The sequence below is a fragment of the Streptomyces echinatus genome (genome assembly GCF_014203595.1).
GTDB lineage: Bacteria > Actinomycetota > Actinomycetes > Streptomycetales > Streptomycetaceae > Streptomyces > Streptomyces echinatus.
In genome coordinates, this window is record NZ_JACHJK010000007.1 from 32,248 (window position 1) to 52,178 (window position 19,931).

The window sequence follows — 19,931 nt, forward strand, 5'->3', positions numbered from 1 at the left end:
ATCGGAGCCCGCGTCTACGAGGGCACGAGCATCCGGCGTACGGCACCCGCCCGGCACCGCATCGCTGTCCGGCACCGCACCGTCCGCTCGGCGCCCTCGACCGGCGGCCACGGCATCCACGCCGGTGCCGGGTCCTCGGCACGGCACCGCGCACCGGCTTCGGCGCACCGGCTTCAGCGCACCGGCTCCAGGAAGCCCTGTTCCACCAGCAGCCGGATCTGTGCGGGGGTGCGGTCGCGGAGCAGCACCGGGTCCTCGCCGACGAGCTGCGCGATGGCGTCCAGGATCCGGCCCGCGCTCAGCGTACCGTCGCAGACGCCCGCGAACCCCGCGCCGACCGTGTCCACCTTCGTCGCCCGGCGCATGCCCCGGTGCTGCCGCAGCACGACGTGCTCGGGGTCCTCGGCGCCGGGCAGCCCGACCTGTTCCTGGACCACCTCGGCGACGAGCTTGAAGTGGCTGTCCAGCAGCGCCGCGTCGTCGTGCTCCCGGAGGTAGTCGAGACGGTCGAAGTGCGCCCGGATCGTCTCCCCGAGCGGCTGCTCGACCGGGTGCGGCCACTCCTCCACGGTGACGACGGGCTCGGCGGACCCGGTCCTGCGCAGGGTGATCCAGCCGAATCCGATCGCCTTGACCTTGCACGCCTCGAACTCGTCGAGCCAGGCGTCGTACCGCGCCTGGTACTCCGCCGGGTCGCCACGGTGGTCTCCGGCGTCCCTCAGCCACAGCTCGGCGTACTGCGTGACGTCCTGCACCTCGCGCTGCACGATCCAGGCATCGCACCCGCGCGGCACCCATGACCTGAGTCTGTCCTGCCAGTCCTCCCCCGCCACGTGCTGCCAGTTCGCGAGGAACTGCGCGAACCCGCCCTCGTTCAGCCGTTCCCCCGCCTGCTGAACGAGCGAGCGGCACAGATCGTCCCCGCCCATGCCGCCGTCGCGGTACGTCAGCCGGGCGCCCGGGGAGATCACGAAGGGCGGGTTGGAGACGATGAGGTCGAACGTCTCGTCGTCTGCGACCGGCTCGAACAGGGAGCCCTCGCGCAGGTCGGCGGCGGGCGCGCCGGAGAGCGCGAGCGTGAGCGCGGTGATGTGCAGCGCGCGCGGGTTGAGATCGGTCGCCGTCACGCGCGTGGCGTGCTGGGCGGCGTGCAGTGCCTGGATGCCGGAGCCGGTGCCGAGGTCCAGGGCGGAGGCGACGGGGGTGCGGACGGTGATGCCGGCGAGCGTCGTGGAGGCGCCGCCGACGCCCAGGACGACGCCCTCGTCGCGCTGCCCGATGCCGCCGGCGCCACCGACCGCGCACCCGAGGTCGGAGACGATGAACCAGTCCTCGCCGCCGGGACCGCCGTACGGCCGTACGTCCACGGTCGCGGCCACCTCGTCACCGCCCACGCGCGTGAGCCAGCCGGCCTCCAGTGCCTCCTCGACGGGCAGAACGGCCTCCACGCGCGCGTGGAGCACCGGTTGCTGGAGCAGGAACAGCCGTACGAGCGTCTCCAGCGGCGTGTCGCCACGGGTCGCCCGCAGGGCGGGCACGGTCTCACTACGGGCCAGCGCCGCGTACGCGGGGGCGCCGAGCAGGTCGAGCAGCCCGTCGGCGGTGAAGGAGGCGGCCAGCAGCGCGTCCCTCAGGCGCGCGGCGGTGTCGGGCCGGTCGGATGCGGGCAGGGGAGCGAGTCCGGAGTCAGTCACGCCCCCATTGTGGCCCGGGGCGGCCGCCCGGTGCCGACTCCGCGCAGACCGCCGGCCGACGTCAGCCGGTGGTCGCCTGACCCGTCGCCTGACCCGTCAGCTGACCCGTCGGCTGACCCGCCGCGGACGCGGCGACCTTGCAGCTCGGCTGCTCGGCCATCGCTTCCTTGACGTCGCCCTGTTCGAGCCGCTTCAGCGCCTGCGTGCCGTTGTCGCCCTGCTTGCCGACTTCCTTCGTCTGGATGGCGACCTCCTTGAGACCCTTGGCGAACTTGCCCTGGTCCTTGGTGTCGAGGCCGTCGACCTTCTTCTTCAGTTCGGCGTACGACGTGGAGAGGCCCGCGAGGTTCTTGGACGCGTCCTGCTGCAGCTTGGCGCCGCCGTCGACCCCCGGGGGCGCTCCGGCGGTGTCGAGGGCGTTCGCGAGCGTCTTGTAGCCGTCGGCCAGGTCCTGGAAGGCCTCGACGTACGTCTGCTGGGCGCTCTTGGGCGGCAGGTTGCTGTCCGTGGCGATGGCCGCGATGGACGCGTTGGCCGACTTGATCTTCGTGCTCTGCGCGGGCACCGCGTCGCACACCGTCTTGGCCCAGGACACCAGCTTGGGGTCGGGCCCCTTGTCACCGCCGCTGCTGCAACCCGTCGCCGCCACTACCAGTACCGCACCGCCGGACAGTGCGGCCGCGAGCTTCTTGTTCACCGGATCGGTCCCTTCCATGGCTCTCGGCCCCCGGAATCTACACGGCGGACGGGGTTCCTCCCCGAGCCGGAGGAGGTATCAGTCAGCTTTTGTGACTATTTGCACCATGAGAGAGAAGGCTCACGACGTGGGTGATCACACACGGAAGCGGGCGGACGGCACGTGCGTACGCGCCGTCCGCCCGCCTGTGGACCGGGCCTTCTGGGCCTGCCCTACGAAACCACTGCCGCGTCGGGCGAGTTGGCGATCCGCTCGGCGCTCGTCTCGTCGTCGTCCCCGACGGCGATGCCGCGCCGCTTGGAGACGTACACGGCGACGACGATCACCAGAAGGGCGAGGATCGCGACCCCGATCCGCACTCCGAGGTTCTTGTCCTCACCGTAGGAGAACTTGATCACCGCCGGCGCGATGAGCAGCGAGACCAGGTTCATGACCTTCAGCAGCGGGTTGATCGCCGGCCCGGCGGTGTCCTTGAAGGGGTCACCGACCGTGTCGCCGATCACCGTGGCCGCGTGGGCCTCGCTGCCCTTGCCGCCGTGGTGGCCGTCCTCCACCAGCTTCTTGGCGTTGTCCCAGGCTCCGCCGGAGTTGGCCAGGAACACCGCCATCAGCGTGCCCGAGCCGATGGCGCCGGCGAGGTAGGAGCCGAGCGCACCGACGCCGAGCGTGAACCCGATGAAGATCGGCGCCATGACGGCGAGCAGACCGGGCGTGGCCAGCTCCCGCAGGGCGTCCTTGGTGCAGATGTCGACGACCTTGCCGTACTCGGGCGTCTCGGTGTAGTCCATGATCCCGGGCTTCTCACGGAACTGCCGGCGCACCTCGAAGACCACCGAACCCGCCGAGCGGGACACGGCGTTGATGGCCAGTCCGGAGAAGAGGAAGACGACCGCGGCGCCCGCGATGAGGCCGACGAGGTTGTTGGGCTGCGAGATGTCCAGGGACAGGCTGAGCGGCGATCCGGGCCCGGTCAGCTTCGTCCCGACGTCCTGCACGTTGGTGGTGATCGCGTCGCGGTAAGACCCGAACAGCGCCGACGCGGCCAGGACGGCGGTGGCGATGGCGATGCCCTTGGTGATGGCCTTGGTCGTGTTGCCGACCGCGTCCAGGTTGGTGAGCACCCGCGCGCCCGCGCCCTCGACGTCGCCGGACATCTCGGCGATGCCCTGCGCGTTGTCGGAGACAGGCCCGAAGGTGTCCATGGCGACGATCACGCCGACCGTGGTGAGCAGGCCGGTACCGGCCAGGGCGACCGCGAACAGCGCCAGCATGATCGACGTACCGCCGAGCAGGAAGGCGCCGTACACGCCGAGCCCGATGAGCAGGGCCGTGTACACGGCGGACTCCAGACCGACCGAGATGCCGGACAGGACGACGGTGGCCGGGCCCGTGAGGGAGGTCTTGCCGATGTCCCGCACCGGGCGGCGGTTGGTCTCCGTGAAGTAGCCGGTCAGCTGCTGGATGACGGCGGCGAGCAGGATGCCGATGGCCACCGCGACCAGCGCCAGGAGACGCGGGTCGCCGTCCTTGCCCTTGATCGCCGCGTCGGTGACCCCGTCGAGGTCGGCGTACTTCGACGGCAGATAGAGGAAGACCGCGACCGCGACCAGCACCAGCGAGATCACCGCGGAGATGAAGAAGCCTCGGTTGATCGCGCTCATGCCGCTGCGGTCGCTGCGGCGCGGAGCGACCGCGAAGATGCCGATCATCGCCGTGATGACGCCGATGGCGGGCACCAGCAGCGGGAAGGCCAGTCCCGAGTCGCCGAAGGCGGCCTTGCCGAGGATCAGCGCGGCCACCAGGGTGACGGCGTACGACTCGAAGAGGTCGGCCGCCATGCCGGCGCAGTCGCCGACGTTGTCGCCCACGTTGTCGGCGATGGTCGCGGCATTGCGCGGGTCGTCCTCCGGAATGCCCTGTTCGACCTTGCCGACCAGGTCGGCGCCGACGTCGGCGGCCTTGGTGAAGATGCCGCCGCCCACTCGCATGAACATCGCGATCAGGGCGGCACCGAGGCCGAAGCCCTCCAGCACCTTCGGCGCGTCGGCCGCGTACACCAGCACCACGCAGGAGGCGCCCAGCAGGCCGAGGCCCACCGTGAACATGCCGACGACGCCGCCTGTGCGAAATGCGATCTTCATCGCGGTGTGCGAGACGGTGGTGAGATCCTTTTCGGGTTCGCCTTCCGCCGGTGTGGCTTCCCGGGCCGCCGCGGCGACCCGCACGTTGCTGCGCACGGCGAGCCACATGCCGATATAGCCGGTGGCTGCCGAGAATGCCGCTCCGATCAGGAAGAACAACGAGCGGCCGGCCCGCTGATTCCAGTCGTCCGCGGGCAGCAGCATGAGCAGGAAGAAGACGACCACGGCGAATACGCCGAGCGTGCGCAACTGTCGGGCGAGATACGCCTTGGCGCCTTCCTGGACCGCCTCGGCGATCCGTTTCATGCTGTCGGTGCCCTCGCCCGCCGCGAGCACCTGACGCACCAGGATCCCCGCGACCACCAGCGCGGCCACGGCGACGGCCGCGATGACGGCCACGATGATCCGATTGTCGTCGGTCAGTACCGCGGCCGCGAGGGATGTGGGGTGACCCAGCTGATGTGGGGTAGAAAGCCCCGCCATTCGTCCTCCTTGACGCTTGGGCTGAGCTCAAGATGTGGACGGATTGTAGGTACCCCCGAGTGATCTAAACAGGGGACGGTAAGTGGAATCAGCCTTCTGATGCTCTTCAGCAAATGATCGAGGCGCCACCATGGGACCCGAAAGGGGTAACGCCCTAAAAGCATTGACGGCCGCATTGGCGCTTGATCAAATTATCAGGCTATTGATCGTGAATTGCTTCACGAATTCCGGGACGCGCCGGAAAACGCGACGAGGGCCCTGCTCAGCAGGGCCCTCGGGAAGGGGTACCACGGCCCGCAGGCGGACCGCGGGCGACTCAGAGGAGTGCCGTGACCGGCGGTGCGGTCGGCCAGGTCATGCGGATCAGGCCACCGTTCTGCCCGGTGGTGACTTCCACGTCGTCGACGAGGCCGCTGATGACCGCGAGGCCCATCTCGTCCTCCTCGATCTCCGCGTCGCCGTCCTGCGCGCCGGGCGTGTCGCCGCCCGGCACGGCGTGCGGCGCCTCGTCGCCGACCTCGATGGAGAACTGTTTCTCCTCTTCGATCAGCGCCACCTTCACCGGTGCCGTGACGCCACTGTTCCGGTGCAGCCCGACGGCGCGGGAGCACGCCTCGCCCACGGCGAGGCGGACCTCGTCCAGGACGGCCTCGTCCACTCCGGCCCTGCGCGCCACCGCTGCCGCCACCAGACGGGCGGTCCGGACGTGCTCGGGCAGCGCGCTGAAGCGGAGTTCGACGGTGGCCATGCATCCCCCTCGCGACTACGGGCGTGCGGTCGGGGTCGGGGCCGCCGAGCGCCCGCACCCCTTGGTGTACTTCTGTGCCCCGGGCCTCTTCACCGGCCCCGGAGCGGACCGGCGCACAGGCCTGGGAAGGAACCGGGCACCGGCCCGGCGCGGTCGACAGTCCGGCGCGGAACGGTCATCGGTCCGACAGGGGACGGTCACCGGCCCGGCGCGGTCAGCTGTCCGGCATCGGTCCAGACGGGACCGGCCGACGTCCGGGCCCCCTCGGGAGCCCGGCGCCGGCGACCGGTCCGGGTCAGTCGGTGGCCGCGACCGCTTCCTCGACCGAGGTGTGGATCGGGAACACCTTGGTGAGGCCGGTGATGCGGAAGATCTTCAGAATGCGCTCCTGGTTGCAGACCAGGCGCAGCGAGCCCTCATGGGCACGAACTCGCTTCAGGCCGCCGACCAGCACGCCGAGCCCGGTGGAGTCGAGGAAGTCCACGCCCTCCATGTCGACGACGAGGTGGAAATTCCCGTCGTTCACCAGCTCGACCAGCTGCTCGCGCAGCTTGGGCGCGGTATATACGTCGATTTCGCCACCGACCTCGACGACCGTACGATCGCCGACGGTACGGGTCGACAGGGACAGGTCCACGGATCCTCCAGCACCTTGCTATCGAGCGGTTGTCCCTCGGGCTCCTCGGCTTGCGGCCCTCGGGACGTTTCGCCAGCCGCGATGGCATTCAATCACTTACCGGCAGGCGTGCACGACGCCTTGACTCCATTGTCCGTCACGCCAGTGACACACTCGGTGCCAATGGCCAAGAATCACCGATCCGATCGAACCCCGGCGAACCCGGCGTCCCGCCCGTCTCCGGGCGCGGTCCTGGACCGGCTCGCCTCCGGGCCGAGCCGGGCTGCGCGCATCACTCATACGGAGCACTTGCCCCCGCGCGCGGGCCGCCATGCCGTCTGGCCTGACCGTATTCGGTCCGAGGTGATCGCGGCCGTCCAGGCGTGCGGCATCGAGCATCCCTGGGCGCACCAGGCGCTGGCCGCCGAGCACGCCCTGGAGGGCGACTCGGTGGTCGTCGCCACCGGCACCGCCTCCGGCAAGTCCCTGGCCTACCTCGTGCCCGTCCTTTCCACCCTCATGGATGGCGCCGAAGCGCCGAACGGCCGCGGCGCCACCGCCCTGTACCTGTCCCCCACCAAGGCGCTGGCGGCGGACCAGTGCCGGTCGGTGAAGGAACTTTCACAACCTTTGGGCAATGCCGTACGCCCAGCCGTGTACGACGGCGACACCCCGTTCGAGGAACGCGAGTGGATCCGCCAGTACGGCAACTACGTCCTCACCAACCCGGACATGCTGCACCGCGGGATACTTCCCTCCCACCCGCGCTGGTCCTCCTTCCTGAAGTCGCTCCGGTACGTCGTCATCGACGAGTGCCACACCTACCGGGGCGTCTTCGGCTCGCATGTCGCCCAGGTGCTGCGCCGGCTGCGCCGTCTGTGTGCCCGCTACGGCTCCTCCCCCGTCTTCCTGCTGGCCTCGGCGACCGCTGCCGAGCCCGCGGTCGCCGCCGGCCGGCTGACCGGGCTGCCGGTGGTCGAGGTCGCCGACGACGCGTCCCCGCGCGGGGAGCTGGTGTTCGCCCTCTGGGAGCCCCCGCTCACCGATCTGCAGGGTGAGAAGGGCGCGCCCGTCCGGCGTACCGCCACCGCCGAGACCGCCGACCTGCTGACCGACCTCACCGTGCAGGGCGTGCGCTCGGTCGCCTTCGTACGCTCCCGGCGCGGCGCCGAGCTGATCTCGGTCATCACCCAGGAGAGACTCGCCGAGGTCGACCGCTCCCTGGTCCGGCGTGTCGCCGCCTACCGCGGGGGCTACCTCCCCGAGGAGCGCCGCGCCCTGGAGCGCGCCCTGCACTCCGGCGAACTCCTCGGCCTCGCCGCCACGACGGCCCTGGAGCTGGGCGTGGACGTCTCCGGCCTGGACGCGGTGGTGATCGCCGGCTACCCGGGCACCCGCGCGTCCCTGTGGCAGCAGGCGGGCCGCGCGGGCCGCTCCGGCGAGGGCGCCCTCGCCGTCCTCGTGGCCCGTGACGACCCGCTGGACACCTTCCTCGTCCATCATCCCGAGGCCCTGTTCGACCAACCGGTGGAATCGACCGTCCTCGACCCCGACAATCCCTACGTCCTCGCCCCGCACCTGTGCGCCGCCGCCGCGGAGCTGCCGCTGACCGAGGAGGACCTGGACCTCTTCGGCCCCGCCTGCGCGGACGTGCTGCCGCAGCTGGAGGCCGCGAAGCTGCTGCGCCGGCGGACGAAGGCCTGGCACTGGACCCGCCGGGAGCGGGCCGCCGACCTCACCGACATCCGCGGCGCCGGCGGCCGGCCGGTGCAGGTCGTCGAGTCCGGGACGGGCCGCCTGCTCGGCACGGTCGACGCGGGCGCCGCGCACTCCACGGTCCACGAGGGCGCCGTCCACCTGCACCAGGGCCGCACCTACCTGGTGCGCACCCTGGACCTGGAGGACTCGGTCGCCCTGGTCGAGCAGGCGGACCCGCCGTACTCGACGGTCGCCCGCGACACCACGTCGATCTCCATCCTGGAGACGGACACCGAGATCCCGTGGGGCGCCGGCCGCCTCTGCTACGGCTCGGTGGAGGTCACCAACCAGGTGGTCTCCTACCTCCGCAGACGCCTCATCACCGGCGAGGTGCTCGGCGAGACGAAACTCGACCTGCCGCCCCGTACGCTGCGCACCCGCGCGGTGTGGTGGACGGTCACCGACGACCAGCTGGACGAGGCACGGATCATCCCGGAGATCCTCGGCGGCTCCCTGCACGCCGCCGAGCACGCGTCCATCGGCATGCTGCCCCTCTTCGCGACCTGCGACCGCTGGGACATCGGCGGCGTCTCGGTCCCGCTGCACCCCGACACCCTCCTCCCCACGGTCTTCGTCTACGACGGCCACCCCGGCGGCGCGGGATTCGCCGAGCGCGCCTTCCACACGGCCCGCGCCTGGCTCTCCGCCACCCGCGAGGCCATCGCGTCCTGCGAGTGCGAGGCCGGCTGCCCGTCCTGCATCCAGTCCCCCAAGTGCGGCAACGGCAACGACCCGCTCCACAAGCGGGGCGCCGTACGCCTGCTCACGGTGCTGCTGCGGGGGGCGCCGGAGGAGACGCCGGGGAAGGAAGAGCGGCCGGAAGGTGCGCTGAGGGAGGCGGAACGAGCGGCGGAGGAGGAACCGGTGGCGGAGGAGGAACCGGTGGCGGAGGAGGAACCGGTGGCGGAGGAGGAACCGGTGGCGGAGGAGGAACCGGTGGCGGAGGAGAAGCCGACGGAAGAGGCGCGGGCCGACTAGGGGCCGGGGGCCGACCCGGCGGCGGGGCCGGCCCCACCGTCATCCAGGCGCCACCCCCACCGGCGCCTCGGGCCGCGCCGGACCCGCCGGACCCGCTCTCGCCCTGACCTCCGCCGTGAACGGTCCTCTTCCCGCGGCCGCCGTCACCTCCGAGGTGTCGCCCACGACGGCGCACCGCACCAGCCGTACCCCTTGGGCCGCCGCCAGCCGTTCGGCCCGGGCGCAGGCCGCCGGGCCGCCCTCGCTCCAGTGGTCCGCCGCGGCGAGCGCCGCCAGATCCGCGCCGCCGGCCGCCCGGTGCCGGACGACGACAGCCTGCCCGAGAGCGAGAACGGCGCCGAACACCACGCACAGCACGGCGATCGCCCCCAGGCTCCACACGGTGGCGGACCCCCGGTCGGTGTCCTCCCGCCGGCCCCGGCGACCATGCGGCCTGCGCCGGGCCTCCGCGCGGTCACGCCGCTCGCTCCGCCACCGCCCCGGCCATCCACGGCACCCCTCACCCCGCACCCGAGCGAGGTCCTCCCGGTCGGCCCGCCGCCCCGGGAGGGCGTGCCCCCCTTCGCCGTCCGGCTCTTCCTCGCGCCTCACGGCCCCGCCTCCCCCGTCCGTACCGTCGCCCCCACGGTGTCCTCGACGAGCGCCACGGCCTCCTCCCGTACCTCGAACGGCAGGCCGCTCAGCACCGGGGGCTCGGCCACCACCGTCACCCTGACCTTGTCGCCCTCGCGTGCGACGGTCACCCGCGCTCCCCGCGGCGCCGCTTCCCGGGTCACCGTCACCACCGCGTCCGCCGGGTCCTGACGGGCGGCGGCCCGGGCGCCGGCACGGGCCGCGTCCACGCACTCGATCTGCGCCGCCACCACGAGCAGGCCCCAGACCAGCGCCATCGTGAACGCCACCAGCACGCACAGCACCACGGCCGCCTCGGCGGTCACGAACCCCCGGTCCCCGCCCCGCTCACATCCGCGCACTGAGGGCCTTCTTCACGATGGCCGCCAGCTCCGCCCGCACCTGGCCGCTGGTGACGACCTCGTAGAGCAGCACCGCGAACCCGACGGCCGCGATGATCCCCATGGCGTACTCGGAGGTCACCATTCCGGCGTCCTGACGGCACACCCCGCTGAACCGGGCCGCCGTTTTCCTGATCTTTCCGAACATCTCAACCCCCGTAAGGTTCTGGTCTGTAGTCGTTCCACGCGCGCGATCCACGCGCTTGTCCCACGTCTGCGTGCCGGTCCGTCTCGGTAGGCCTCACCCCCTTCCGGTCACCCCGCCCGCCAGCCCGATCACGACGGGCAGCACCCCGACCGCGATGAACGCCGGCAGGAAGCACAGGCCGACCGGCGCGGAGATCCCCACGGCCGCCCGGCGCGCCCGTGCCGTCGCCGTGCGGGCCCACTCCGCCCGCGCGTCCGCCGCGAGCCGGGCGGCCGGTCCGGCCGCGGGAAGCCCGGACTCGTCGGCCCGCTCCAGCAACCGCGCCAGGGCACCCGCGCCAGGCAGCGGGGCCAGACTCCGCCAGGCGTGCGCCGGTGCGCCGCCGAGCCGGACCTCCGCCGCGCCCCTCGCGAGTGCCTGTCCGACGGGTCCGCCGAGGGCCTCGCCCACCGCGTGGGCGGCGACCACCGGACCGGCACCGGCCGCGATGCAGGCCGCCAGCAGGTCGGCCGCGAGCGGGAGTTGGGGTGCGGCCGCCGCGGTGTCGATCGCCTCCTTCGGGCCGGCCGCCGTCTGCCGGCCCCGCCACCGCCAGAGCACGACGCCGACGCCCAGCCCGAGAACGGCCCCCACAGCCCCGCCGACCAGCACCCACACACCGCATGCCGCACCCGCCGGCGCCGGCCACCGCCGTACGGCGTCCGGAATCGCGAACCGCGTTCTGCCGGAGGGTGCTTCGAGCCCCAGCAGTCCGGCCACCCGGATCCGCGTCCGACGCCGACGCCGCGCCAGCTCCAGCCTCCGCACACCCCAGCCGAGGACCAGCATCCCGGCCCCGGCCATCCCCAACCTGTGGACAACTTCCCCGCTCACACCGCCCGCCCTTCCCGCACGTGTCGACCTGCCCGCCATTCCGCACATCCCGGATCTTTCGCCGCCCTCCGGACACCACCCCCTTCTCACACGGCACACCACCCCCGGCCCGGCCCCCCTCTCACACCGCCTCGGCCCTCCGCACGATCCACACCGCCCACCACATCCCGGCCGTCTCGAACACCGCCCCGGCGGCCAGACAGCCGAGACCTGCTCCGCTGTGCAGCAGGACGCGCAACGGATCCGCTCCCATGGCCGTGCCGAGGAGCAGGCCGAGGGCGGGCAGCGCGGCGAGCAGCACCGCGGTGGCGCGGGCTCCCGCCAACTGGGCCCGCAGATCGGCCCGCTGGTCCCGCTCGGCGCGCAGGGCCGCCTCCAGCCGGTCCAGGCCGGCGACGAGTCCGGCTCCCTGGTCCACCGCCACGCGCCAGCACGCGGCGAGTCCGAGCAGCCCTTCGGCGCCCTGCTGCCGCGCCGCCGCGGCGAGCGCGCCGGGCACGTCTCCGCCGAACCGCGCCGCCGCCACCACGGCGGCCTGCGCGTCACCGAGTCCGCCGGAGTCCCGCGCGGCCCGCAGCAGCGCCGCCCCCGGCTGCCGTCCCGCCCGCACCTCCCCGGCGAGCGCCCCGCACAGGGCGATCACCGCGTCGGCCCGCCGTTCCCGGTCCTGCCGGGCCTGCCGGGCCAGCCGCACCCGGCGCAGCACCGGCACCCCGGCCGCCCCCGCGACGACCGGAATCACCGAGGAGCCCAGCAGGGCCACCACAAGGCCGGCGACCGGCGCCCACCACTCGGCGCCCAACCGGCCGCCCCAGCGCCGCAGTTCCGCGAGTGCCCGTTCCGGGGCGGGCGGTCCGGTCGCCACCGTCCCGCCGCCTGCCAGTAGCAGCCGGGCCCTGCGCATCCCGTAGTGCCGGCCTCCCAGCAGCCAGGCCAGCGCGCCGAGACAGAGCAGCGCGGCTCCCATGGACGTCCCACCGATCACTTCCGTCACCTCTCTCGTCATCCAGGGACCCGGCCCGCTCACGGGTCCCACCTCTCGCCACCGGGGCATCCGCCTCCCGCCATCCGGGAACCGCCTCGCACGGGACTCCGGCCTTCCGCCCTCCAGGGCCCCACCCCGACACACGGCCCCCGCCTCTCGCAGTCCGGGGAACCCACCCCGCACACCGCCCCGCCTCCCGTCGTCCGGGCATCACCCCGCACACAGCCCCCGCCCGCCCGGACTGTTCACTCGTCCGCGAACTCACCCGACGCGGCCAGGAGGTGCCGCAGCCGCTCCCAACCCCGCTCCCGCGCGAACGCCCGCTCGCCCCAGCGCAGTGCGGGTACCGTCCGCACCAGCCCGCCGGCGTCCCGCTCCAGCACATGCACCTCGTCGATCCGGCGCCGTCCGGACCGGTCCCGCACCAGGTGCACCACCACCGAGAGGGCGGCCGCCAGCTGGCTGTGCAGCGCGGCCCGGTCCAGCCCGGCGGCCGTGGCCAGCGCCTCCAGCCGGGCCGGTACATCCGCGGCGGCGTTGGCGTGAACCGTGCAGCAGCCGCCTTCGTGTCCGGTGTTGAGGGCCGCGAGCAGATGCACGACCTCGGGTCCGCGTACCTCGCCGACGACCAGCCGGTCCGGCCGCATCCGCAGCGCCTGCCGCACGAGGTCCTCCAGGGTGACCAGGCCTGCGCCCTCCTGGTTGGCGGGCCTGGTCTCCAGCCGGACGACGTGCGGGTGGTCGGGCCGCAGCTCGGCGGAGTCCTCGGCGAGCACGATCCGTTCGCCCGGTCCGACGAGGCCGAGCAGGGCGCTGAGCAAGGTGGTCTTGCCGCATCCGGTGCCGCCGCTGACCAGGAAGGACAGCCGGGCCGCCAGCAGCGCCCGCAGGATCCGGTCGCCGCCGGGCGGCACCGTGCCGGCCGCGACGAGTTCCTCGACGGTGAAGGCCCGGGGCCGTACCACCCGCAGGGCCAGGCAGGTGCAGCCGACGGCGACCGGGGGCAGCACCGCGTGCAGCCGGGTTCCGTCGGGCAGCCGCGCGTCCGCCCAGGGCCGGGCGTCGTCCAGCCGGCGTCCGGCGACGGCGGCCAGTCGCTGCGCGAGACGACGCACGGCGGCCGCGTCGGGGAAGGTCACCGGGGTCAGTTGCAGTCCGCCGCCGCGATCCACCCACACCCGGTCCGGGGCGGAGACCAGGACGTCGGTGACGTCCTGGTCGGCGAGCAGCGGTTCCAGGGGGCCGGTGCCGACGAGTTCGGACCGCAGGTGTTCGGCCGCGCCGAGGACCTCGGCGTCGCCGAGCACCCGGCCCTGTTCGCGCAGTGCCTGGGCCACTCGGGCGGGAGTGGGTTCGGCGCCGCTCTCGGCGAGCCAGCGGCGGACGCCGTCGAGCAGGGCCGCGCCGTCGGCCCGGTCGAGTCCGGGCAGGGTCATCGGGTGCCTCCCGCCTCGACGAGCGCGCGCTCCCAGAAGTGCGCGCAGAAGCGGGCGAGCGGCCCCCGCCCGGTCGCGCCGGGGGGCTTCGCGGCGCCGTGCGGGCGCAGCAGCGCCGGTTCGACGGGTACTTCGCCGGCCAGCGGCAGACCGAGCAGCCGGGCCACCTCGCGGTCGTCGAGGCCGGGTGCGTAGGGCCCGCGCACCGCCACCCGCAGGTCGCGTACGACCATGCCGACGGCGGAGGCGACCCGGCCGGCGGCCGCGACCGCCCGCAGTTCGGCCGGGACGACGAGCAGGGCCAGGTCGAGCTGGGCGAGGGCTTCGGCGACCCCCTCGTCGAGCCGGCGGGGCAGGTCGACCACGACCGTGCCGCCGCGCCGCCGGGCGGCGGCCAGCACCGCGCGCACCGCCGGGGAAGGAACGGCGACGCAGTCGCCGCGGTCCCAGCTGAGCACGCGAAGGGAGTGCAGCTGGGGCAGCGACTCCTCCAGGGCGCCACCGCCGACGCGGCCCCGGGAGGCGGCGAAGGCGGGCCAGCGCAGCCCTTCCGCGCCCTCGCCGCCGAGGAGTACGTCGAGTCCGCCGCCGAGCGGGTCGGCGTCCACCAGCAGGGTGCGCAGTCCTTCGCGTGCGGAGGTGACGGCGAGCGCGCAGGCGAGCGTGGACGCCCCGGCACCGCCCCGGCCGCCGATCACCCCGACGGTGAGGGCCGGGCGGCCGATGCCCTCGGCGACGTCGGCGATGCGGTCGACCAACCACGGCTCGCCGTCGGGGAGCATCAGGACGTGGTCGGCTCCGATCTGGACGGCTCGTTTCCATACCCCTGGGTCGTCCTGGTCCAGGCCGACCAGCACCACTCCGGGCCGGCGCGCGACGCCGTTCACCCGGCGGGCGGCGTCGTCGCCGACAAGCACGAGCGGGGCCGCCGCCCAGCCGTCGCCGGATTCCGGTACGCCGTGGTGGACCTCGGGTGTGGCGCCCGCCGCCGCGCACAGGCGCAGCAGATCGTCCAGGAGCGCGGCGTCCTCGGTGAGGATGAGCGGCCGTCCGGGCCGGTCTCCGGGGCCGGGCGGCGGGTCGTGGGTGACGGTTCCGGTCACGGGTGTTCCCCCTTCGCTGCACGGGCCGCGCGGCCCCGACGGCCACGCGATTCCCAAAGGTGTGAAGAACCGGCAAGCGGCCTCCATATGAACGGCCGATAGGAACCGGCCATACGCGCCCGGGCAATCAGAACCGGCCATGAACTCGCCGTGGCCGAAGCGCGTGGGAATCACGGTGCAGCGATCCGCGAAATAAAGTGGATCTTGGGCGAAAACTGTGGACAACGCCGGTCCTGTGAATAACTCCGTCACCCATACCGGTGACCCCTGTACTGATCCCTGTGCGACTTCCACAGAGCAGCGCCGCAATTACCCTCAGTAACAGATCATGGACATGCCGAAGCGGTGCCGACAACGGCACGATGCCGGCCGTGCGGCCGCGCGGAGGAAGGAGAAGGAGGGGAAAACCCATCCGGACATGCGACGACCCCCGCCGGGGGGGAGAGCGGGGGTCGTCCCCACGGCCGACTCGGGGGGGGGAGGAGTCGGACCGGGTTAGCACGGTCGCGAACGATCCGTGACTTCCATGGTGTACCCGAGAGCCCTCTCAGGCAAACCCACGCGCCCCACCTTACGCCGAATGGTGGGCGCCTATGCTCAGGGACGTGGAAAACCACTCCTTGCCCCGCGCAGCAGCCTTCTTTGACCTGGACAAGACGGTCATTGCTAAGTCGAGCACGCTCACCTTCAGCAAGTCCTTCTACCAAGGCGGTCTGATCAACCGCAGGGCCGCCCTGCGTACCGCATACGCCCAGTTCGTCTTCCTGGCCGGCGGCCTCGACCACGACCAGATGGAGCGCATGCGTGAGTATCTCTCCGCGCTGTGCCGAGGCTGGAACGTCCAGCAGGTCCGGGAGATCGTCGCCGAGACCCTGCACGACCTGATCGACCCGATCATCTACGACGAGGCCGCCTCCCTCATCGAGGAGCACCACGCGGCCGGCCGCGACGTCGTGATCGTGTCCACCTCGGGCGCGGAGGTGGTCGAACCGGTCGGCGAGCTGCTGGGCGCGGACCGCGTGGTCGCCACCCGCATGGTCGTGGGCGAGGACGGCTGTTTCACCGGAGAGGTGGAGTACTACGCCTACGGCCCGACGAAGGCCGAGGCCGTCAGGGAGCTCGCCGCGTCCGAGGGCTACGACCTCGACCGCTGCTACGCCTACAGCGACTCGGCGACCGATCTGCCCATGCTCCGGACCGTCGGCCACCCGCACGCGGTGAACCCGGACCGCGCGCTGCGCCGCGAGGCACTCGCGCAAGGGTGGCCGGTTCTGGAGTTCCGCCGCCCGGTCCCGCTCAAGAAGCGGCTGCCCACGTTCTCCGTCCCGCCCCGCCCTGCGCTGGTCGCGGCGGCGGCCCTAAGCGCGGCGGCCGCGACCGCCGGGCTCGTCTGGTACACCAGCCGGCGTCGCGGCACGGCCTGACCCGCACCCGATTCACCCCTGTTCGCACCTGAAAGTAAAGAAGTGCAGGCAGGGGTTCCGCTTCGTCCCGGCTCGCGGTACAAAGAACGTAGGCCCGCGAGACCAAAGGACATCCGAGAGGATCCCCTGACACTACGCACTTGGCCCCACGGACCCCGCATGAACATCGGGCACCCACGCGACGTCGACCCGTCGATTACGGGCCAGCCGCACCAGGTGACGGGCAAAGTATCCCGACCTGATGGGCAACATATCGAGGACGCTTGGTAACCGGGTGAGCATGCCAGCGGCGGTACGAAAAATCGTACCGCCGCAACCCTTGTCCGGGGCTTCTCCTCAGGCCGCGCCGCGCTGCAGCGCCTCGCACACCGCCGTCGACTCACGCACGCCCAGCTCCACCGCCCTGCCGCAGTGGGCGATCCACGCCGCCATGCCCTCGGGGGTGCCGGAGACGTAACCGTCGAGGGCGGCCAGATAGGAGGCGCGGCCCAGCTCGGCGTGTCCGACCTCGGCCGGGCAGATCGCCTTCGGGTCCAGCCCGCTGCCGATCAGCACGATCCGCTCGGCCGCGCGCGCGATCAGGCCGTTGTGGGACACGAAGGGGCGCAGCGCGAGCAGCTCGCCGTGCACCACGGCGGCCGTCACCAGGGCGGGGGCCGAGGTACCGGCGATGATCAGGTCCGCCAGCCCCTCCAGCCGTCCCGCGACCTCCCCGGCGGCCGGCAGCGGCAGCTCGACCAGCGGTTCGTCCACCGGTTCGCCGGCCTGCCGCGGCCTGCCGACCCGGTCGTCGTCGCTCGCCGCGGCGACCAAGTGGAGCCGGGCCAGCACCCGCAGGGGCGACTGGCGCCAGATGGACAGCAGCTGTCCCCCCTCGGCGGAGAGCCGCAGGGCCGCGCCGACGACCCGGGCCTCGGCGTCGGCGCCGAAGTCGGTGCGCCGCCGCACCTCCTCCAGCGCCCAGTCCGCACCGGACAGGGCAGCCGAGCCACGGGCGCCGCGCAGCGCCGCCTCGGAGGTGATCTCGTTGCTGCGGCGGCGCATGATCCGGTGCCCGTAGACCCGGTCCACGGCCTTGCGCACGGACTCCACGGACTCGGCCACACCGGGCAGCGAGCCCAGGGCCGCGAGCGGATCGGCGGTCGCGCCTGTCGTACTCATGAGTACGACAGTACGCACCTCACCGGCCGACCCCACGAAGGAGTGGTCTTCTTCACTCCCCCTGACACGTACAGCTATCGCCCGACTACCTTTGGTGAACATGAAAATTGCTTTCGTCGGGAAGGGCGGCAGCGGCAAGACCACGCTCTCCTCCCTCTTCATCCGCCATCTCGCCGCCGCCGGCGCCCCGGTCGTCGCCATCGACGCGGACATCAACCAGCACCTCGGCCCCGCACTCGGCCTCGGCGAGGAGGAGGCGGCGGCACTGCCCGCCATGGGCGAACGTCTGCCGCTGATCAAGGACTACCTGCGCGGCAACAACCCGCGCATCGCCTCGGCCGCGACGATGATCAAGACGACGCCGCCCGGCGAGGGCTCGCGGCTGGTCCGGGTCCGGGAGCCCAACCCGGTCTACGACGCCTGCGCGCGTCCGGTGGAACTCGACGGCGGCGCCGTCCGTTTGATGGTCACGGGCCCCTTCACGGACGCCGACCTGGGGGTCGCCTGCTACCACTCCAAGACGGGAGCGGTGGAGCTGTTCCTGAACCACCTCGTCGACGGCCCCGACGAGTACGTCGTGGTCGACATGACGGCCGGTTCGGACTCCTTCGCCTCCGGCATGTTCACCCGCTTCGACATGACGTTCCTCGTCGCCGAGCCGACCCGGAAGGGGGTCTCCGTCTACCGCCAGTACAAGGAGTACGCCCGCGACTTCGGGGTCGCCCTGAAGGTGGTCGGCAACAAGATCCAGGAACCGGACGACATCGACTTCCTGCGCGACGAGGTCGGGGACGACCTGCTCGTGACGGTCGGACGCTCGGACTGGGTGCGCGCCATGGAGAAGGGCCGCCCGCCCCGGTTCGATCTCCTGGAGGAGACCAACGCCCGCGCCCTGGACACCCTCCGGGCCACCGTCGACGCCACCCACGAGCGGCGCGACTGGGAGCGCTACACCCGTCAGATGGTGCACTTCCACCTGAAGAACGCCGAGTCCTGGGGGAACGAGCGCACGGGGATCGACCTGGCGGCCCAGGTCGACCCCCACTTCGTGCTCGGCGAGAGTGTGGCGACGCCCGCCTGACGCCTACCGCTTGTCCGCCGGCGCCCCGGGCACTCCCTTGGGCGCCGGGGCCGGCCGGCCGGACAGGAAGGACGCCCAGCCCTGCCGGGGCGCCTCGCCCACCTCCAGGGTGCGCAGCCGGGCCAGGGTCCCCGGGTCCTGGGCGTCCAGCCAGTCGACCAGCTGGCGGAAGGAGACGCAGCGCACCTCGGGCTTGGTGCACACCTCCTTCACCACGTCCTCGACGGCGCGCATGTAGGTGCCGCCGTTCCAGGACTCGAAGTGGTTGCCGATGATCAGGGGCGCGCGGTTGCCGTCGTAGGCGCGGTAGAAGCCCTTCAGGAGCCCGTCGCGCATCTGGCTGCCCCAGTAGTCGAACTTGTCCGGGTCGCCCTGGGTCTCGGTGCCGGACTGGTTGACCATGAAGTTGTAGTCCATGGTCAGCTGCTCATAGGTGTGCCCCGGGAAGGGCACCAGCTGCATGGACAGGTCCCACAGCCCCTCCTTCCTCTTGGGCCAGATCTGGTCGTTGACCCCGCTGGAGTCATAGCGGAAGCCCAGCTGGCGGGCGGCCTTCATGAAGTTCTTCTGCCCCTCCAGACAGGGTGTGCGGGCGCCGATCAGCTCCTTTTCGTAGTCGAAGGGCAGCGGGGCCTCGTCCTTCATCCCGGCGTTGGTCCTCCAGGACTTCACGAACTTCTTGGCCTGGGCGATCTCGCTCTTCCACTCGTCCACCGACCAGGTGCCGACACCGCCGTCGGGCCCGCAGAAGTGACCGTTGAAGTGGGTGCCGATCTCGTTGCCCTCCAGCCAGGCCAGTCGTACCTGTTCGAGGGTGTCGGCGATGCCCTGCTCGTCGTTGAAGCCGATGTCGGAGCGGCCCGGCGCATGCTGCGGCGGCTTGTACAGGTCGCGCTTCTCCTCGGGCAGCATGTACACGCCGCTGAGGAAGTAGGTCATGGTCGCGTTGTTCTCCTTGGCGACCTTGCGGAAGTGCGAGAACAGCTTCTGGCTGTCCTCGCCCGCGCCGTCCCAGGAGAAGACCACGAACTGCGGAGGCTTCTGACCGGGACTCAGCCTTTCAGGGCTGGGCAGATGCGGCTGGGATCCGGTGTACGCGGTGGATCCGTCGCCGATCGGCCGGAACACACTGCCCGGCGCCGGCGCCCCCTTCCGCGGGCCGGACGCCCCTTGCTTCGCACCGCTGGAGTCGGTCGCACAGCCGGCGAGCGACGCCGCACAGGCCGCGGCGACCATGGCGCCGACGGCGATCCTCTGGGTGGCGGCCATGTTCCGCCCACCTTCTTCCTTCTCTCAGGCACACGCTGACGAGGGCCATTTGTGGTGATTTGCCGGGCTTGGCCTGGCAGCGCCGTCAAGGTCGCACAAGATCGAGAAGGAATTAGTACGACAAGCCGATCAAATGATTAGTTCACTCCGGCGAGCGATCTTCTGCCCCGTTTGCCCCGAAAAATCATGCTTGACCTTTACGTGGCATTACGGTTCTTTTACCGAGCGTTGCTCCATCCCGCCGCTGCACGCCGTGACCCACGGCCGCGACCGACCCCGCCCATCACGGCGGGCCCACCCAGTCCGCGACCGCGCCGCCCCGG

Annotated in this window: 17 protein-coding genes; 3 read left to right on the forward strand and 14 right to left on the reverse strand. The window is 72.2% G+C overall.

Features of this window, described 5'->3' with window-relative positions:
• Positions 1-173: 173 nt before the first annotated feature.
• From FHS34_RS20015 to bldG, 5 genes are all read right to left on the reverse strand, one after another.
• Positions 174-1,694, reverse strand: a complete 1,521-nt coding sequence (locus FHS34_RS20015; RefSeq protein WP_184967300.1) for a N5-glutamine methyltransferase family protein — start codon at positions 1,692-1,694, stop codon at positions 174-176.
• A 61-nt stretch (positions 1,695-1,755) separates the two neighbouring features.
• Positions 1,756-2,391, reverse strand: coding sequence for a small secreted protein (locus FHS34_RS20020; protein WP_225817469.1), 636 nt, complete (start codon positions 2,389-2,391; stop codon positions 1,756-1,758).
• A gap of 212 nt (positions 2,392-2,603) precedes the next feature.
• Positions 2,604-5,015, reverse strand: a complete 2,412-nt coding sequence (locus FHS34_RS20025; RefSeq protein ID WP_184967304.1) for a sodium-translocating pyrophosphatase — start codon at positions 5,013-5,015, stop codon at positions 2,604-2,606.
• 316 nt (positions 5,016-5,331) lie between these two features.
• Positions 5,332-5,763 (reverse strand): ATP-binding protein, encoded by a 432-nt coding sequence (locus FHS34_RS20030; protein ID WP_184967306.1) that lies wholly within the window; start codon positions 5,761-5,763, stop codon positions 5,332-5,334.
• A gap of 295 nt (positions 5,764-6,058) precedes the next feature.
• Complete coding sequence (gene bldG, locus FHS34_RS20035) at positions 6,059-6,400, reverse strand: anti-sigma factor antagonist BldG (RefSeq protein WP_010986038.1); 342 nt, start codon at positions 6,398-6,400, stop codon at positions 6,059-6,061.
• Between the two features lie 81 nt (positions 6,401-6,481).
• Between bldG and FHS34_RS20040 the strand changes: the two genes are divergently transcribed.
• Positions 6,482-9,115, forward strand: coding sequence for a DNA 3'-5' helicase SftH (locus FHS34_RS20040; protein ID WP_225817468.1), 2,634 nt, complete (start codon positions 6,482-6,484; stop codon positions 9,113-9,115).
• A 39-nt stretch (positions 9,116-9,154) separates the two neighbouring features.
• Here the strand turns inward: FHS34_RS20040 and FHS34_RS20045 are convergent, their stop codons facing one another.
• The 7 genes from FHS34_RS20045 to ssd form a co-directional block, all read right to left on the reverse strand.
• Complete coding sequence (locus tag FHS34_RS20045) at positions 9,155-9,496, reverse strand: Rv3654c family TadE-like protein (protein ID WP_225817467.1); 342 nt, start codon at positions 9,494-9,496, stop codon at positions 9,155-9,157.
• Between the two features lie 206 nt (positions 9,497-9,702).
• Positions 9,703-10,053, reverse strand: a complete 351-nt coding sequence (locus FHS34_RS20050) for a TadE family type IV pilus minor pilin (RefSeq protein WP_184967308.1) — start codon at positions 10,051-10,053, stop codon at positions 9,703-9,705.
• Between the two features lie 22 nt (positions 10,054-10,075).
• Positions 10,076-10,276, reverse strand: a complete 201-nt coding sequence (locus FHS34_RS20055) for a DUF4244 domain-containing protein (RefSeq protein WP_184967310.1) — start codon at positions 10,274-10,276, stop codon at positions 10,076-10,078.
• Positions 10,277-10,369: 93 nt separating this feature from the next.
• Positions 10,370-11,149, reverse strand: coding sequence for a type II secretion system F family protein (locus FHS34_RS20060; protein WP_372478569.1), 780 nt, complete (start codon positions 11,147-11,149; stop codon positions 10,370-10,372).
• 121 nt (positions 11,150-11,270) lie between these two features.
• Positions 11,271-12,116: a type II secretion system F family protein gene (locus tag FHS34_RS20065; protein WP_184968077.1), complete on the reverse strand. Its 846-nt coding sequence runs from the start codon at positions 12,114-12,116 to the stop codon at positions 11,271-11,273.
• Positions 12,117-12,379: 263 nt separating this feature from the next.
• A complete protein-coding gene (locus tag FHS34_RS20070) occupies positions 12,380-13,570 on the reverse strand; it encodes a TadA family conjugal transfer-associated ATPase (protein WP_184967321.1) in 1,191 nt (396 codons plus the stop codon).
• On the reverse strand, positions 13,567-14,673 hold the full coding sequence (ssd, locus tag FHS34_RS20075) for a septum site-determining protein Ssd (RefSeq protein ID WP_184967322.1): 1,107 nt from the start codon (positions 14,671-14,673) through the stop codon (positions 13,567-13,569). The genes FHS34_RS20070 and ssd overlap by 4 nt, the downstream gene beginning before the upstream one ends.
• A gap of 593 nt (positions 14,674-15,266) precedes the next feature.
• Here ssd and FHS34_RS20080 point away from each other — a divergent pair.
• Entirely contained in the window at positions 15,267-16,097 is an 831-nt protein-coding gene (locus FHS34_RS20080) for an HAD family hydrolase (RefSeq protein ID WP_184967324.1), read from the forward strand.
• A gap of 336 nt (positions 16,098-16,433) precedes the next feature.
• Here FHS34_RS20080 and FHS34_RS20085 read toward each other — a convergent pair whose 3' ends face one another.
• Positions 16,434-17,258 carry a Fic family protein gene (locus tag FHS34_RS20085; protein ID WP_184967327.1) on the reverse strand — a complete coding sequence of 275 codons (825 nt, stop codon included), beginning with the start codon at positions 17,256-17,258 and terminating at the stop codon, positions 16,434-16,436.
• 100 nt (positions 17,259-17,358) lie between these two features.
• Here FHS34_RS20085 and FHS34_RS20090 point away from each other — a divergent pair, with 100 nt between their 5' ends.
• Positions 17,359-18,339, forward strand: coding sequence for an ATP-binding protein (locus tag FHS34_RS20090; protein ID WP_184967329.1), 981 nt, complete (start codon positions 17,359-17,361; stop codon positions 18,337-18,339).
• 3 nt (positions 18,340-18,342) lie between these two features.
• Here FHS34_RS20090 and FHS34_RS20095 read toward each other — a convergent pair whose 3' ends face one another.
• Positions 18,343-19,608, reverse strand: coding sequence for a polysaccharide deacetylase family protein (locus tag FHS34_RS20095; RefSeq protein WP_184967331.1), 1,266 nt, complete (start codon positions 19,606-19,608; stop codon positions 18,343-18,345).
• Positions 19,609-19,931: the final 323 nt, after the last annotated feature.